The sequence below is a fragment of the Synechococcus sp. CBW1107 genome (assembly GCF_015841355.1).
Classification (GTDB): domain Bacteria; phylum Cyanobacteriota; class Cyanobacteriia; order PCC-6307; family Cyanobiaceae; genus Regnicoccus_A.
In genome coordinates this window covers 741,178-754,896 of sequence record NZ_CP064908.1, presented here as the reverse complement: position 1 = coordinate 754,896, position 13,719 = coordinate 741,178, and the positions used below count along the sequence as shown (strand labels likewise).

At 68.5% G+C, this 13,719-nt stretch carries 12 protein-coding genes and 1 pseudogene; 7 read left to right on the top strand and 6 right to left on the bottom strand.

The genetic code is table 11. The annotated features are described in order from the left end of the window. Positions 1 to 4: 4 nt before the first annotated feature. Positions 5 to 880, bottom strand: coding sequence for a sulfite exporter TauE/SafE family protein (locus I1E95_RS03975; RefSeq protein WP_197165649.1), 876 nt, complete (start codon positions 878 to 880; stop codon positions 5 to 7). A gap of 3 nt (positions 881 to 883) precedes the next feature. After that, positions 884 to 2,041 carry a rhodanese-like domain-containing protein gene (locus I1E95_RS03970; RefSeq protein WP_231594846.1) on the bottom strand — a complete coding sequence of 386 codons (1,158 nt, stop codon included), beginning with the start codon at positions 2,039 to 2,041 and terminating at the stop codon, positions 884 to 886. Between the two features lie 248 nt (positions 2,042 to 2,289). Between I1E95_RS03970 and I1E95_RS03965 the strand changes: the two genes are divergently transcribed. After that, complete coding sequence (locus tag I1E95_RS03965; RefSeq protein ID WP_231594845.1) at positions 2,290 to 2,511, top strand: ArsR family transcriptional regulator; 222 nt, start codon at positions 2,290 to 2,292, stop codon at positions 2,509 to 2,511. Positions 2,512 to 2,661: 150 nt separating this feature from the next. Here the strand turns inward: I1E95_RS03965 and I1E95_RS16765 are convergent. Further along, a pseudogene (locus I1E95_RS16765) lies at positions 2,662 to 2,800 on the bottom strand (photosystem II q(b) protein); the annotation flags it as partial. Positions 2,801 to 3,013: 213 nt separating this feature from the next. Here I1E95_RS16765 and I1E95_RS03960 point away from each other — a divergent pair. The 6 genes from I1E95_RS03960 to I1E95_RS03935 all read left to right on the top strand — a co-directional run bounded on the left by I1E95_RS03960 (position 3,014) and on the right by I1E95_RS03935 (position 11,011). Beyond that, complete coding sequence (locus I1E95_RS03960; RefSeq protein ID WP_197165647.1) at positions 3,014 to 3,334, top strand: YciI family protein; 321 nt, start codon at positions 3,014 to 3,016, stop codon at positions 3,332 to 3,334. A 240-nt stretch (positions 3,335 to 3,574) separates the two neighbouring features. Beyond that, entirely contained in the window at positions 3,575 to 5,467 is a 1,893-nt protein-coding gene (locus I1E95_RS03955) for an APC family permease (protein ID WP_231594844.1), read from the top strand. Between the two features lie 150 nt (positions 5,468 to 5,617). After that, positions 5,618 to 7,027, top strand: a complete 1,410-nt coding sequence (locus I1E95_RS03950) for an efflux RND transporter periplasmic adaptor subunit (protein ID WP_197165645.1) — start codon at positions 5,618 to 5,620, stop codon at positions 7,025 to 7,027. After that, positions 7,027 to 8,304 (top strand): ABC transporter permease, encoded by a 1,278-nt coding sequence (locus I1E95_RS03945; RefSeq protein WP_197165643.1) that lies wholly within the window; start codon positions 7,027 to 7,029, stop codon positions 8,302 to 8,304. The genes I1E95_RS03950 and I1E95_RS03945 overlap by 1 nt, the downstream gene beginning before the upstream one ends. Positions 8,305 to 8,307: 3 nt before the next feature. Continuing rightward, positions 8,308 to 9,003 carry an ABC transporter ATP-binding protein gene (locus tag I1E95_RS03940; protein ID WP_197165641.1) on the top strand — a complete coding sequence of 232 codons (696 nt, stop codon included), beginning with the start codon at positions 8,308 to 8,310 and terminating at the stop codon, positions 9,001 to 9,003. A gap of 94 nt (positions 9,004 to 9,097) precedes the next feature. After that, positions 9,098 to 11,011: a transketolase C-terminal domain-containing protein gene (locus tag I1E95_RS03935; RefSeq protein ID WP_197165639.1), complete on the top strand. Its 1,914-nt coding sequence runs from the start codon at positions 9,098 to 9,100 to the stop codon at positions 11,009 to 11,011. Here the strand turns inward: I1E95_RS03935 and I1E95_RS03930 are convergent. From I1E95_RS03930 to acsF, 3 genes are read right to left on the bottom strand one after another with little or no spacing between them, the layout of a single operon-like run. After that, a complete protein-coding gene (locus tag I1E95_RS03930; protein WP_197165638.1) occupies positions 10,983 to 11,717 on the bottom strand; it encodes a hypothetical protein in 735 nt (244 codons plus the stop codon). The genes I1E95_RS03935 and I1E95_RS03930 overlap by 29 nt on opposite strands. Before the next feature lie 50 nt (positions 11,718 to 11,767). After that, positions 11,768 to 12,628: a fatty acid desaturase gene (locus I1E95_RS03925; protein WP_231594843.1), complete on the bottom strand. Its 861-nt coding sequence runs from the start codon at positions 12,626 to 12,628 to the stop codon at positions 11,768 to 11,770. Between the two features lie 23 nt (positions 12,629 to 12,651). Continuing rightward, the gene (gene acsF, locus I1E95_RS03920; RefSeq protein WP_197165634.1) at positions 12,652 to 13,680 is read right to left on the bottom strand and encodes a magnesium-protoporphyrin IX monomethyl ester (oxidative) cyclase; all 1,029 of its coding nucleotides are present in this window, start codon (positions 13,678 to 13,680) and stop codon (positions 12,652 to 12,654) included. Between the last annotated feature and the right edge of the window lie 39 nt (positions 13,681 to 13,719).

Genomic DNA, 13,719 nt, shown 5'->3' with positions numbered 1-13,719 from the left:
CGGATCAAGGCCTTGATGCGGCGTCGTGGCGCACCGACATGGCCGGCGATGGGGGTTGTGCCGACTCCGCCTGCTTCATCGTTCCCGGTGGCGTCTGCCGCTTCCAGGCTTCCGCGCCGGTGAGAAGGGCCGAGCCGATCAGCAGGGCCGCAAAGCCACGCCGCAGCTGCCGTTCCGGCAGATGCGGTGCCAGCCACTGACCCACCAGGCCCCCCAGGGCTCCGCCGGCCAGCAGCGGCAGCATCATCGGCAGGCTGGTCGCAGGCCAGTGGCCCTGCGCCGTCAGGGCCACCAGGCTGTTGGCCGCGATCAGCAGCAGGCTGGTGCCGCTGGCCAGGGGCATGGGCAGGCCGGCCAGCAGCACCAGGGCCGGCACGATCGCGAACCCGCCTCCCACGCCGGCGATGCCGGTGAGCAGACCCACCACCACCCCCTGCAGGGCCAGGGAGACCGTGGTGCTGATCGGCGCTCCTGCACTGCCGGCCCGGGGCAGGGGCTCCCGCGGCGTCGAGCGGCGGGTCAGCAGCCAGGAGGCCACCAGCGCCGCCAGGGCGAACACCGCCAGCTGGACGGGTTCAGGGATCAGGCCGGCCTTCACCAGGCTTCCGCCGATCCAGCTGCCGGCCAGGGCCGGCACACCCAGGATCAGGGCCGGCCGCCAGGCCACCTGGCGGCGACGGAGGTAAGGCCCCACGTTGCCCAGGGCCAGCAGGGTAACCACCAGCAGCGACAGGGGCACCGCCTCCCGGGTGGGCAGGGCCACGCCGCTGATCAGCAGGGGCATCAGCAGGATCGATCCTCCGGCGCCGAGCACCGCCAGCAGAAAGCCGATCAGGCCGCCTCCCGCGGCCAGCAGCGCCAGGGTGCCTGTGGTGAGCACAGCTCAGGAGTGGGTGGGTGTGGGGTGGTCCAGCGGCAGGCCGTCCCGCTGCCAGGCGCGCAGACCCCCCTGCAGATTGGCCACATGCGGGCGACCGGCCTTGAGCAGCTCCAGGGTGGCCAGGGCCGAGCGGCTGCCGGAATGGCAGAGCACCACCAGCGGCCGGCCGGAGGGGATTTCGCCCTGCCGCTGCTCCAGCTCCGGCAGGGGAATCAGCAGGCTGCCGGGGATGTGCCCGTCAGGTCCGTTGAATTCCTCGGCCGAGCGCACGTCCAGGAGGGTGAGATCAGCCTGGTGCTCGCGCACCCAGCGGGGCCCGAGCTGGGGCAGGCCGGCATAACTGCGCTGGATCGGGGCCCAGTCGTCCGGGCCGGGGGCCGTGTCCCCCCGGGGCCTGCCGCTGCGCAGGTTGGCGGGCAGGGCCTCGGCCAGCCTGCGGGGGTGGGGGAGCTGGAGATTCTCCATGTAGCCCACGAAGTCGCGCTCGTCGGCCTCGCCGCCGAGGCGGGCGTTGTAGGCCTTCTCCTCCGCGACCGAGCTCACGGTGCGCCCGTTGTAGTCGTGGCCGGGGTAGAGCCGACAGGTTTCGGGCAGGGAGAAGATCTGCCCGGTGATCGAGCGGTAGAGGGTGTGGGGGTTGCCGTCCTGGAAGTCGCAGCGTCCGCAGCCCCGCACCAGCAGCGCGTCGCCGGTGAAGGCCATCGTCTGGTCGTCGAGCACGAAAGTGAGGCAGCCGTTGGTGTGGCCCGGGGTGGCACGCACCTCCAGGTGGCGTCCGCCGAATGGCACCCGATCGCCGTGGTGGAGCGGCAGGGTGACGTTCTCGGCGCGGGCGGCGGCCGCCAGGCCGATGGCGCAGCCGGTGGCGTCGTGCATCAGCCAGCTGCCGGTGACGTGATCGGCGTGGGCATGGGTGTCGAGGCAGGCCACCAGCTTGATCCCCAGCTCCTGGATCAGGGAGAGGTCACGCTCGTGCTGCTCGAAGACCGCGTCGATCAGCACACCCTGTCTGCTCGCCACATCGGCGAGCAGATACGTGAAGGTGCCGGTGTCGGCATCGAACAGCTGCCGGAGAAGCAGAGTGGATCCGCCGGAGGCGGCCGCGAGCATGGCGGCCGCCTCCGGGGCGGAGCGAGGATCGGTGGAGAGAGACTGGGCCATGGGCTCCCGGGGGTGGAGGACTGACTTGGCTGCTATGAGCATAGCCACATAGCCGTGAGCTGGATCCATCCACCGCGCCTGGACAGGGTGCATAATGTCTCTAGAGACATAAACAAGTGCCATGGCTGTCCCCTCCGGCGGGACCATGCCGAGTCCCCGGCTTCTCGAAGAGCTCAGTCATTTCTTTCGTCTGCTGAGTGAGCCGGCCCGTCTTCAGCTGCTCTGCCAGCTGAAGACGGGCCGGCCCCATGGATGTGGCGTCGCTGATCGAAGTCACGGGCTTCAGTCAGTCCCACATCAGCCGACAGCTCGGCCAGTTGCAGCGCGCTGGCCTGGTGCGGGCGGAGCGTGAGGGTACACGACTGATCTATGAGGTCGCGGATCCTCTGGTCCATGAACTCTGCAATCTCGTGCAGGGCCGGCTGCGCAAGCGTCTGGAGGATCAGCTGCATCAGCTGCAGGCCATCTGAGTCCAGGCGGCCCGCGCACGCCGCCAGCCCGCGCAGGTCGTCCGGCCTGAAGTCGAAAGCCCAGCCGCCAGGGATGCCAGAGGGGTGGAAGGGAGCGGCTGGGTCGGTGTCAAAGGCCGACGAACCGATGGCCTCGATCCCAGACGCGGATGATGGGGCCGTGAGTGCCACCGGCGTGGTGGCGCCGCTGGCGAGATTGAGCGTGAAGTTGTGCATGTGGCGCTCGTGCATCCCCTCGATGCCAAGGCCGCCCCGATTGACGATGTCCGTCCCAGGTGTTCACCACCCGGCATGGACTGGAGAAGGGCCAAAAAAAAGAGGAGGGCCTACCACAGCCCGCCCTCGGAACGTCTAACGAAATGTAACAGCTCCGGCGGGTTCTGCGTGGATTTCCCTAAGGAGTATTTCTGCTCGGGTTCGCCCCCCTGGGCGGCTGTCCCCGCCTGGACTGTCGGCCTAGGTTGGAGATCCTTCCTGGAAGGTGTCCCATGGCCTGGAGCCCATGGCCTGGTTCGTGAAGCTCGAGCAGGGTCTGGTGGACCGTGACCATTTCGACCGTCACCTTCAGGATCATCTCGATTGGGTGGCCGATCTCGCACGGCGCGGGCATCAGCCCAGCAGCGGGTACTGGCGGGATCGCAAGGGCATGAACGGCGCCGGTGCCGGTGGCATGCTCCTGTTCCAGGCCTACGACTGGCAGGAGGCCGAGGAGATCGTGCGCGGCGATCCCCTCATCCGCTCCGGTTGTGTCAGCTGGGTGCTCCACGAATGGCGGGTGGTGGCCGGGGCGATTCCGGCCGGATCCCCCGCTCCCGCTCCATGACCACCCCCACGCCCCGATCACGGCGGCCCAGCAGGCTCTCCCCCCGATGGTGACCCTCTCCGATCGCCAACACGATCAGCGACCTGATTCAGGGGGATGTGAGCGATGTGGCGGTGGCCGTGGTGATCAACGATCTCTAGTCGGACCATCGCTACCTGCGAATTCCCTGGTCCTCTTCCCTCGGTTGGAGTTGCGCTGGATCGCTGCCTAGGTTGACTCCCTCACCTGGTTCCTCCGGCCTTGTTCCCTGGATCCGCGGGCGGCACGGGCCGTTCAGGTCTGCACCGCTGGTTGATCGGTGAGCCCCTGCCCACCAGCGCCCATGCCGAGGAGCGCCTCAGTAACGGCGAAGCCCTGGCGATCCTGAGCTCCGACGCTCTCTCCTCGGTGGCCTATGCCAGCCAGGAGATCCTGCTGGTGCTGAGCCTGGCCGGTGCCGCCGCCCTCAGCCTCACCGTGCCGATCACCGGCCTGATCGTGGCGCTGATGCTGGTGGTGGCGGTCAGCTACCGCCAGACGATCAAGGCCTATCCCCATGGGGGAGGCTCCTACCGGGTCTCCCACGACAACCTGGGGGTGGTGCCGGGTCTGGTGGCCGGGGCCTCCCTGGCCATCGACTACGTGCTGACCGTGTCGGTGAGCGTGGCGGCCGGCATCGCCGCGATCACCTCCCTTCTGCCGCAGCTGGCTGTGGAGCGGATTCCCCTCTGCCTGCTGGCGGTGGCGCTGCTGATGCTCGTGAATCTGCGCGGGGTGCGCTCCAGTGCGCGCCTGCTCAGCCTGCCCACCTTCCTGTTCATGGGCCTCGTGCTCACCCTTGTGGTGCTGGGGCTGGTGAAGCTCCGGCTCGGCCTGCTGCCGCCTCTCGACGTGCCTGATCAGGCCGGGCAGCTGGCGCGGATTCAGGGGGGTGAGCTGGCGGTTCTGGGGCCGGTGCTGCTGATGCGTGCCTTCAGTTCCGGTTGCGCGGCCCTCACGGGCATCGAGGCCATCAGCGACAGCGTGATGGTGTTCAAGCCGGTGGAATGGCGCAATGCGCGCCGGGTGCTCACCGGCATGGTGATCGTGCTGGCGGTGATGTTCAGCGGCATCAGCGTGCTGGCCAGTCAGCTGGGCCTGGTGTATGTGGAGAACGGTCCCACGCTGCTCTACCAGCTGGGGGAACGCATCTTCGCGAATGGACTGCTGCTCTCGGTGCTGCAGCTGAGCACCCTGCTGATCCTGCTGCTGGCGGCCAACACCGCCTATGCCGATTTCCCCCGCCTCTCGGCCTTCCTGGCCCAGGACGGCTACATGCCCCGGCAGCTGGCCTCCCTGGGTGACCGTCTGGTGTTCAGCAACGGCATCGTCCTGCTGAGCGGATTCGCCACGGTGCTGCTGCTGGTGTTCGAGGGCAGCGTCACGCGCCTCCTCCCGCTCTATGCCGTGGGGGTGTTCACCAGCTTCACCCTCTCCCAGGCGGGCATGGTGGCGCACTGGTGGAAGGAGCGGCAGAAGGGCTGGCTCGGCAAGGCTCTGGTCAATGGATTCGGTTCTCTGGTCACGGGGGTGGTCTGCGCGGTGCTGCTGTACAGCAAATTCCGCCTCGGCGCCTGGGTGATCGTGGTGGCGGTGCCGCTGCTGGTGACCCTGCTGCTCACGATCAAGGCCCACTACCGCCAGGTGGCACGACGCCTGCGCCTGGCTCCCGAGGTGCGCCTCCACCTGCCGGAACCCCTCCGGGAGGGCGGCTCGCCGGTGGTGCTGCTGGTGGGGCAGTTGCACCGCGGCAGCTTCGAGGCTCTGCGCTATGCGCGCACCATCGCCGACAGCCTGGTGGCGGTCCATGTGGATCTCGGAGACGGCCGCGCCGAGTCTTTCCGGGAGCAATGGCAGCGCCAGCTGCCGGACGTGGAGCTGGTGATCCTGCCCTCCCCCTACCGCTCCCTGATCGATCCGGTCAGAGCGTTCATCCACCAGTTCGAGATCGAGCACGGCAACGGAGGTGACCAGTTCTGCACCGTGGTGCTGCCGGTGTTCGTGACCCGGCACGGGTGGGAGAACCTGCTGCACAACCAGTCCACCTACGTCCTGCGCCATGCCCTGCGCCGGGAGGGGACCCGGGTGGTGACGACGGTGGGGTTCTATCTCTGATCGACCACCCCGCAGGATCCCCATGGACCCTGCAGTCGGCGGGGCCACTCACACCTGCTCACAGCTGAACACGCCGGCGTCATCCCACAGGCGCAGATCGGAGCCATGGTTGGGACAGAGTCGCTCTCACCCGCCGCGAAGCCTTCCGGAATGCTGCCGACCAGCCTGCGCCGATGGCCGGTACCGGGATCCTCCGCGGCTACGGATGCTGATCAGCTCCAACGGCCAGCGTGGCGCTGGCCGCCCCCACGCCGGCTGATCGCTGCGGCAGCGCTGCTGGCGCTGGGGCTGGCCGGCGGTGGCTGGCTGGTCTGGCACCAGCGGCAGATCCGGGCCAGGCGGGCAGACCTGGCCGCCCGGACCGCGCCGGTGGAGCGCCGTGACGTGATCCTGAAGGTCACGGCCGCCGGCTCGATCCGTCCCACGACGCCGGTGAACATCAGTCCGAAGCAACCCGGCCGGGTCACGGCGCTGAGCGTGGATCAGGGGGATCGGGTCAGCGCCGGACAGGTCCTGGCGCGGATGGACGACAGCAACCTGCTGGGCAGCCTGCTCAGGGCCCAGGGAACGGTGGCGGCGGCGCTGGCGAACCTCGAGAAGCTCCAGGCCGGCAACCGGCCCCAGGAGATCGAGGAGGCCCGGCGCACTCTGCAGGCGGCCGTGGCCGAGCAGATCGCCGTGGGCTCCACCTATCGCAGCAATCTCCAGCTCTATGGCTCCGGAGCGATCGCCCGTGTGGCCTTCGACGCCAGCCGCTCGGCGTTTCTCGCCAGCGAGGCACGGGTGAGCGCCCTGCGGGCACACCTGGATCTCGTCCGGGCCGGCAGCCGCGCCGAGGACATCGCGGCGGCCCGTGCCCAGCTGCAGCAGGCACGGGGTGATCTCGCCACGATCCAGGCCCAGGTGGAGGACACCGTGATCCGTGCCCCCTTCGCTGGGGTGATCACCCAGAAGTACGCCGATGTGGGCGCCTTCGTGACGCCCACCACCTCGGCCAGCGCCACCAGTTCGGCCACTTCCTCGTCGATCCTGGCGCTGGCCAGTCAGCTGGAGGCGGTGGCCAACGTGGCGGAGGTGGATGTGGGGGCGATCAGACCTGGCCAGGCGGTGGATCTTCAGGTGGATGCCTTCCCCCGCCAGGTGTTCCGGGGAACGGTGCGGCTGGTGGCTCCGGAAGCGGTGGTGGAGGACAACGTGACCAGCTTCCAGGTCAGGATCGCCCTGGGTGAGCAGGCACGCGCCAGGCTCCGCTCCGGCATGAACCTCACGGCCAGCGTGCTCGTGGGCCGGCAGCCGGATGCCCTGCTGATCCCCACCCCGGCGATCGTCAGCGAGCGGGGCGGCACCGGCGTGATGGTGCCGGGCGCCGGCCAGCGGCCCCAGTTCCGCCCCGTGCAGGTGGGCGCCACGATCGGCGCCAGCACGGTCGTGGTGAGCGGCCTGCAGGACGGGGATCGGGTCTATGTGTCGGCACCGGGACGGCGCCGCCCCAACAGCCGGCCGGTCACGGGTGCCTCGCCCTTCCAGCAGCCGCGCGGCCAGGGCCGGATGCCGCGCTGATGGGTCCCTCTCTCCCGGGTCGTCCGCGCCGGCGGCAACGCGGCGATCTGGCCGAAACGGTCGCCCTGGCCTGGTCGTCGCTGCTGGCCAACCGGATGCGCTCGGCCCTGACGATGCTGGGGGTGATCATCGGCATCGGCGCCGTGATCAGCATGGTCACGATCGGGCGTGGCGCCCAGCTCCAGACCGAGAACCAGCTGAAATCACTGGGTTCGAACCTGCTCTTCGTGCAGAGCGGCGTCGCGGCCGGAGGAGGCCCTGTCTCGCGCGGCGCGGGCTCGGCCACCACCCTGATCTGGGACGATGCCAGGGCGATCGCCGCCTCCTGTGCCGCCGTGGCCGACGTGGCCCCGAACCTCTCCCGGCGCAGCCAGGTGGTGCTGGGCGAGCGCAACACCAGCACCACCATCGTGGGCACCACCCCGGCCTACGAGGCCGTCAGGGATTTCCTGCCCCTGAGCGGTCGCTTCTTCAACGAGGCCGAACTCAATCAGGCCGCCAGGGTGGCCGTGCTTGGGCAGACGGTCGTGGACAGTCTGGGCCTGACGGCCCAGAGCGCCCTCGATCGCATGATCCGCATCCGCGGCGAGACCTTCACGGTGATCGGAACGCTGGAATACAAAGGCAGCACCGGCTTCCGCGATCAGGACGATCAGGTGCTGATCCCACTCACCACGATGGCGTCACGCATCGTCGGGGTGAACACCACGGCGGGCGTGTCGGTGGACAGCATCGCCGTCTCGGCGCGCTCGGCCGAGAGCATGGAAGCGGCCGAGTATCAGATCACCAATCTGCTGCGCCTGCGCCACCGGATCGTGCCGCCGCGGGACGATGACTTCTTCATCCGCAACCAGGCGGATCTGGTCAATGCCTCCAACGCCGTGGCCAATGTGTTCACGGCTCTGCTGGGGGGATCCGCGGCCATTTCCCTGCTGGTGGGAGGAATCGGGATCATGAACATCATGCTGGTGTCGGTCACCGAGCGCACCCGGGAGATCGGCATCCGCCGCGCCATCGGTGCCCGCTGCAGTGACATCCTGCGCCAGTTCCTGATCGAGTCCACCGTGCTCTCGTTGGCCGGTGGACTGCTGGGGGTGCTGCTCGGGGTGGTGGCGTCGCTGGCGATCAACGCGGCTTTCGGCTGGAGCAGCGGCATCGCCGTCGATGCGGTGGGATGGTCGCTGGCCTTCTGCCTGCTGATCGGGGTGTTCTTCGGGGCCTATCCGGCCAACAGAGCCGCTCAGCTCGATCCGATGACAGCGCTGCGCAGCGACTGAACCATGCTGCAACTGCGCCGGATCACCAAGGTGTATCGGATGGGCGAGGTGGACGTGCCGATCCTGCACGGCATCGATCTCACGGTGCTGCGCGGCGAGTACGTGGCGATCGTGGGAACCTCCGGCTCGGGGAAATCCACCTTGATGAACATCCTCGGCTGTCTGGAGCAGCCCAGCAGTGGCCAGTACTACTTCGATGCCCGCGAGATCACGCGGCTGAGCGACAACGAACGCACCGACATCCGCAACATCCAGATCGGGTTCGTCTTCCAGCAGTTCAATCTGCTGCCCCGCCTCACCGCTCTCCAGAACGTGATGCTGCCGATGGTCTATGCGGGTTACGCCAGGGCCGAGCGGCGCGAGAGAGCCGAAGCCCTGCTGGAGCAGGTGGGGCTCGCCGATCGCCTGGCCAATCGCCCCAATCAACTCTCCGGAGGGCAGCAGCAGCGGGTGGCGATCGCCCGGGCGCTCGTGAACCAGCCCGAGCTGCTGCTGGCCGATGAACCCACTGGGGCGCTGGATACCCGCACCGGCGGGGAGGTGATCGAGCTGATCTCGGGGCTCCACGCCAGTGGCCTCACGATCGTGCTGGTCACCCACGACCCTTCAGTGGCCCGGAACAGTGGCCGGATCATCCAGCTCCAGGACGGCCGGATCCTCGCCGATCAACCTCTGCCGCCCGTCGGCCAGGGGCGCTGAATCCCTCCGCGAGAAAGGGTGTTCATCCATGCCTTCAGCGCGCCCCGGCGGGTCGGCGGAGGCATCCTGGGTCCAGCGCCTGGCTTCTCCTCCCATGACCGCCTCCACGACTCCGTTTGCGATCGATCTGAGTGCCTACCGGCCGCTGAGCCTCGATCCCGCCCAGACCAGCCTCAGCGTCAGCGAGCGGGAGGCCCTCAGCGCCAACATCCAGCTCTGCCGCGACGCGATCATCTTCTTCACGGCCACCGGCGCGGCCCGGGGCGTGGGCGGCCACAGCGGCGGTCCCTACGACACCGTGCCGGAAGTGATGATCCTCGATGCCTTCTTCCGCGGGGCACCCGATCGCTTTCTGCCGGTGTTCTTCGACGAGGCGGGCCACCGGGTGGCCACGCAGTATCTGATCAGCGTGCTGCGCGGTCAGCTGCCGGCGGAGGTGCTGCTGGAGTACAGGGCCGCCCATTCGCGGCTGCCGGGCCACCCGGAGCTGGGCCTCACGCCGGGTGTGCAGTTCAGCTCCGGCCGCCTGGGGCACCTCTGGCCGTTCGTGAACGGCGTGGCCCTGGCCAACCCCGGCAAGACCGTGTTCTGCCTCGGCTCCGACGGCGCCCAGCAGGAGGGCGATAACGCCGAGGCGGCCCGCTTCGCCGTGGCCCATGGGCTGAACGTGAAGCTGGTGATCGACGACAACGACGTGACCATCGCCGGCCATCCGTCGCAGTACCAGCCCGGCTACGACCTGGAGCGCACCCTGGCCGGCCATGGGCTGGCCACCCTCAGTGGCGACGGCGAGGATCTCGATGATCTGCATGGTCGCCTCTGCCGCGCGGTGGCCAGCGACGGCCCGGTGGCGGTGATCAACAAGCGGCCGATGGCGGTGGGAATCGACGGGCTGGAGGGTTCCACCCACGGCCACGACGTGATCCCGGTGGACCTGGCGATCGCCTACCTGGAGAAGCGCGGCCAGGACGGGGCCGCCACGTATCTCAAGGGCATCGTCAAGCCCGCCAATCCCGCCACCTTCCTGGGCTCAGGCCAGCGGCTGGAGGCGAACCGCAACGTGTTCGGCGATGCGGTGGTGGAGATCCTCGGCGCGATGGCTCCCGAAACCCGCAAGGACACCGTGCTGGTGGTGGACAGCGATCTGGAGGGCTCCTGCGGCCTGGCCCAGATCCGCAAGGCCCATCCGGAGATCTTCGTGAGCGGCGGCATCATGGAGAGGGCCAACTTCTCGGCGGCCGCCGGCTTCGGCATGGAGGCCGGCCGCCAGGGAATCTTCGCCACCTTCAGCGCCTTCCTGGAGATGATCATCTCCGAAATCACCATGGCGCGGCTCAACGGCGCCAATGTGCTGAGCCACTTCTCCCATGCCGGCATCGACGACATGGCGGACAACACCTGCCATTTCGGCCTCAACAACCTCTTCGCTGACAACGGCCTCGAGGAGGACAGCACGACCCGCCTGTACTTCCCGGCCGATGCGGCCCAGATGAAGGCCTGCGTGCAGGCCGTGTTCAACGATCCGGGTCTGCGCTTCATCTTCTCGACCCGCTCGAAGGTGCCCAACCTGCTTGATGCCGACGGCGGCGAGCTGCACGGGGAGGGCTATGTCTTCGAGAGCGGCAAGGACGAGCTGGTGCGCCAGGGCAGCGCCGGCTATGTGGTGAGCTTCGGGGAATGTCTCTACCGCGCCCTCGATGCGGTTGAGCGGCTGCGGGCCGAGGGCCTCGACGTGGGTCTGATCAACAAACCCACCCTCAATGTGGTCGATGAAGCGATGCTCGCCAGAGCGGGCGCCTCACCCTTCGTGCTGGTGGTGGAATCCTTCAACCGCCGCACCGGACTGGGCAGCCGCTACGGCACCTGGCTGCTGGAGCGGGGGTTCACGCCGCGCTACAGCCACCTGGGCACCTACCGGGAGGGCTGCGGCGGCCTCTGGGAGCAGTTTCCCCACCAGGGCCTCGATCCCGACGGCATCATCAGCCATGTGAAGGGGATGCTGGGCTGAGGGGCTGCTCCACCGGCAGGGGCAGGTTCATCGCCGCGCGGGCCTCGAGCCAGCGCCCGGATTCGGGCATGGTGCGGCAGTCGTCGAACCAGGGGCCGCCGAGGGTGTAATGCAGGATCTTCGGCTCAGCCGGCACCGGTTGCACCCCCACCAGCACGTTCCATTCGGGCGGGAGTTCGCCGATCTCCTCATCCGCCAGCCAGCGGAACTGGTGCAGCTCCAGCCCCGTGGCCGCGTTCACGTACTCCGGGGTCAGGGCCCGGCAGCGCTCGCAGTTGAAGAGCATCACCGACGACCAGTTCTTGCGGCCATAGGGCGTCTGCGGCATGCCCTGGAACTTCAGCCCCGGCTCGCACTCGTGCCGGTGCTTCACCACCTGCACCGCCCTGCGCTCGTCACGCTGCGCCCAGAGCTCGGCGATGTCGCCCAGGCAGAGCATGTCGGCGTCGATGAACAGGGCCCAGCCCCGGTAGCCGGCCAGCCAGGGCACCAGGAAGCGGCTGAACGAGAACGCGGTGCTCTGCTTCGGGTCATGGGCGCGGGTGTACACGCCCCCGAGCTGATCGAGCCGCACCTGGGCGATCTGCACCGGGATGGTGGCGTGGGCCTGGAAGGAGGCGGTGAGCACGTTCACGGCCACCTCCTCGCGGGGGTCGTAGCCGATGAACACGCGCGCCGGCTGGCAGCCGTGGGGATCGGAGGGCATCGGTCGGTCCTGTCGGTCGAAAGGCGAGAGGAGAAGCGCTGTCGCTGCGCTCAGAACCGGGCCAGCCGGATCCGGTCGGCCAGTCCCAGCCGGCGCAGCAGCTGGATCTGCCACCAGGTGAGATCGAACTCCCACCACGCCCAGCCCATGCGGGCGCTGCTGGGCTCGGCGTGGTGGTTGTTGTGCCAGCCCTCACCGAAGGTGAGCAGGGCCACCCACCAGGTGTTGCGCGAGCAGTCGTTGCTCGGGTGGCTCACGTAGCCCCAGCGGTGGGTGGCGGAATTCACCAGCCAGGTGGCGTGATACACGAGCACCAGCCGCAGGGGGATGCCCCAGAGCACCAGGGCCCAGCCGCCGGCGCCGCTCCACGCGCCCAGCCCATACAGGAGCAGGCCCAGGGGCAGCTGCAGCAGCAGAAAGCGGCGGTTCAGCCACTGGTAGTAGGGGTTGCTCTGCAGGTCGGGGGTGAGCTGGGGGACGCTGCGGGCCGCCGGAACCTCCCGCAGCATCCAGCCCATGTGGCTCCACCAGAAACCCAGATGGCTGTTGTGGTGATCGGCGGGATCGTCGGAATGGAGATGGTGATGGCGGTGCAGACCCACCCAGTCGATCGGTCCCTGCTGGCAGCTCAGGGCACCGCAGGTGGTGAACACCGCCTCCAGCCAGCCCGGCACCCGGAAGGCCCGGTGGCTCAGAAGGCGGTGGTAGCCCAGGGTCACCCCCACGCAACCGGTGAGCCAGTAGAGCAGCAGCAGCACCGCCACGGCGGTGGGGCTCCAGAAGCGCGGCAACAGGGCCACCAGGGCCAGGGCATGGATCGCCACCATGAACAGCACGATCGACCACTGGGGGTGCAGCGACGCCGGCCGCACCGGGATGCCCTCACGCCTGGAAGGAACGCCTGCCGTCATGCGTCGCGCCGTTGTCGTGACGCTCATCCTGCCGAGGCCGGAACCATCGGTTGCAGGAACTGCTCGAGAAGCAACCGGCCGAAACGCAGCCGCCTTCCCAGTTGCCGGAGGGGCCCGGCACCCTCGGCCTTGCCGGCCTGGAATTCGCGGTGGCAGGCCACCAGGCGGTCGCGCAGCTCCAGGAAGTGACCGTTCTCCAGGTCGAACACGGCGGGGAAGGCGCGACGGGCGGTGCGGTTGGTCTGGCGCATCACCTCGGCATCGAAGGCCGCCGGATCCATGCCCAGCAGACGGTAGAAGTCGCCCCGCTCACACACCGTCAGGCTGTGGGTCAGGAACACGCTCCAGAGGAAGAAGCGGCTGAGCAGCCGTCCCCGCAGGCCCTGGCGCAGGGATGGCCAGCAGCGGATCAGCATGTTGAAGATGTCGCCGTGGCGGTTCTCGTCCTGGCACCAGGGCTCGAAGAAATCGAACAGCGGCGCGAAGGCGTTGTCGGGATTCGCCTTGAGATGGCGGTCGATCAGGATGTAGCGCCAGTAGCCGATCTTCTCGGAGAGAAACACGCTGTAGAGCACCCAGCTGAGCGGGAACCAGGTGATCGGCCTTCCGGTGCTCAGCCTGGGCAGATCGAGCGTGATGCCTTCAGCCACCAGCGCCCGGTTGAGGAAGCCGGCATGGCGGGCCTCATCGCGGGCCATCAGCTGGAACAGCCGTCCGAGCTCGGGACGTTCCGCCTGAAGCAGGCGCCTGGAGAGTTCCTTGAACAGCAGGAATCCGGAGAACTCCGAGACGCAGGAGCGGACCAGGTAGCTCTCGTAGGCCTCCTTCTCCTCGGAGCTGAGGTTCTTGAGCCGATCCAGTGGTGCCTTGCGATCGAAGTGGTCGCGGTTGTAGTCGGTCTCCATTTCGCTGAGCATCGCCTCGAAGGCCGGCCGCTGGCCGTTGAGGTCGGTGCGGGCCGCCTTCTCGATCTCGGTGGTGTAGAAGCGCGGCGTGAGCAGGTCCTCGCGCAGGTGCGGGGTGGTGGCCGGGGCTGCAGTGGCGGTGGTCATCGGCGGGGTGCGCTCTGACGCGTAGTGCATAACGACAGC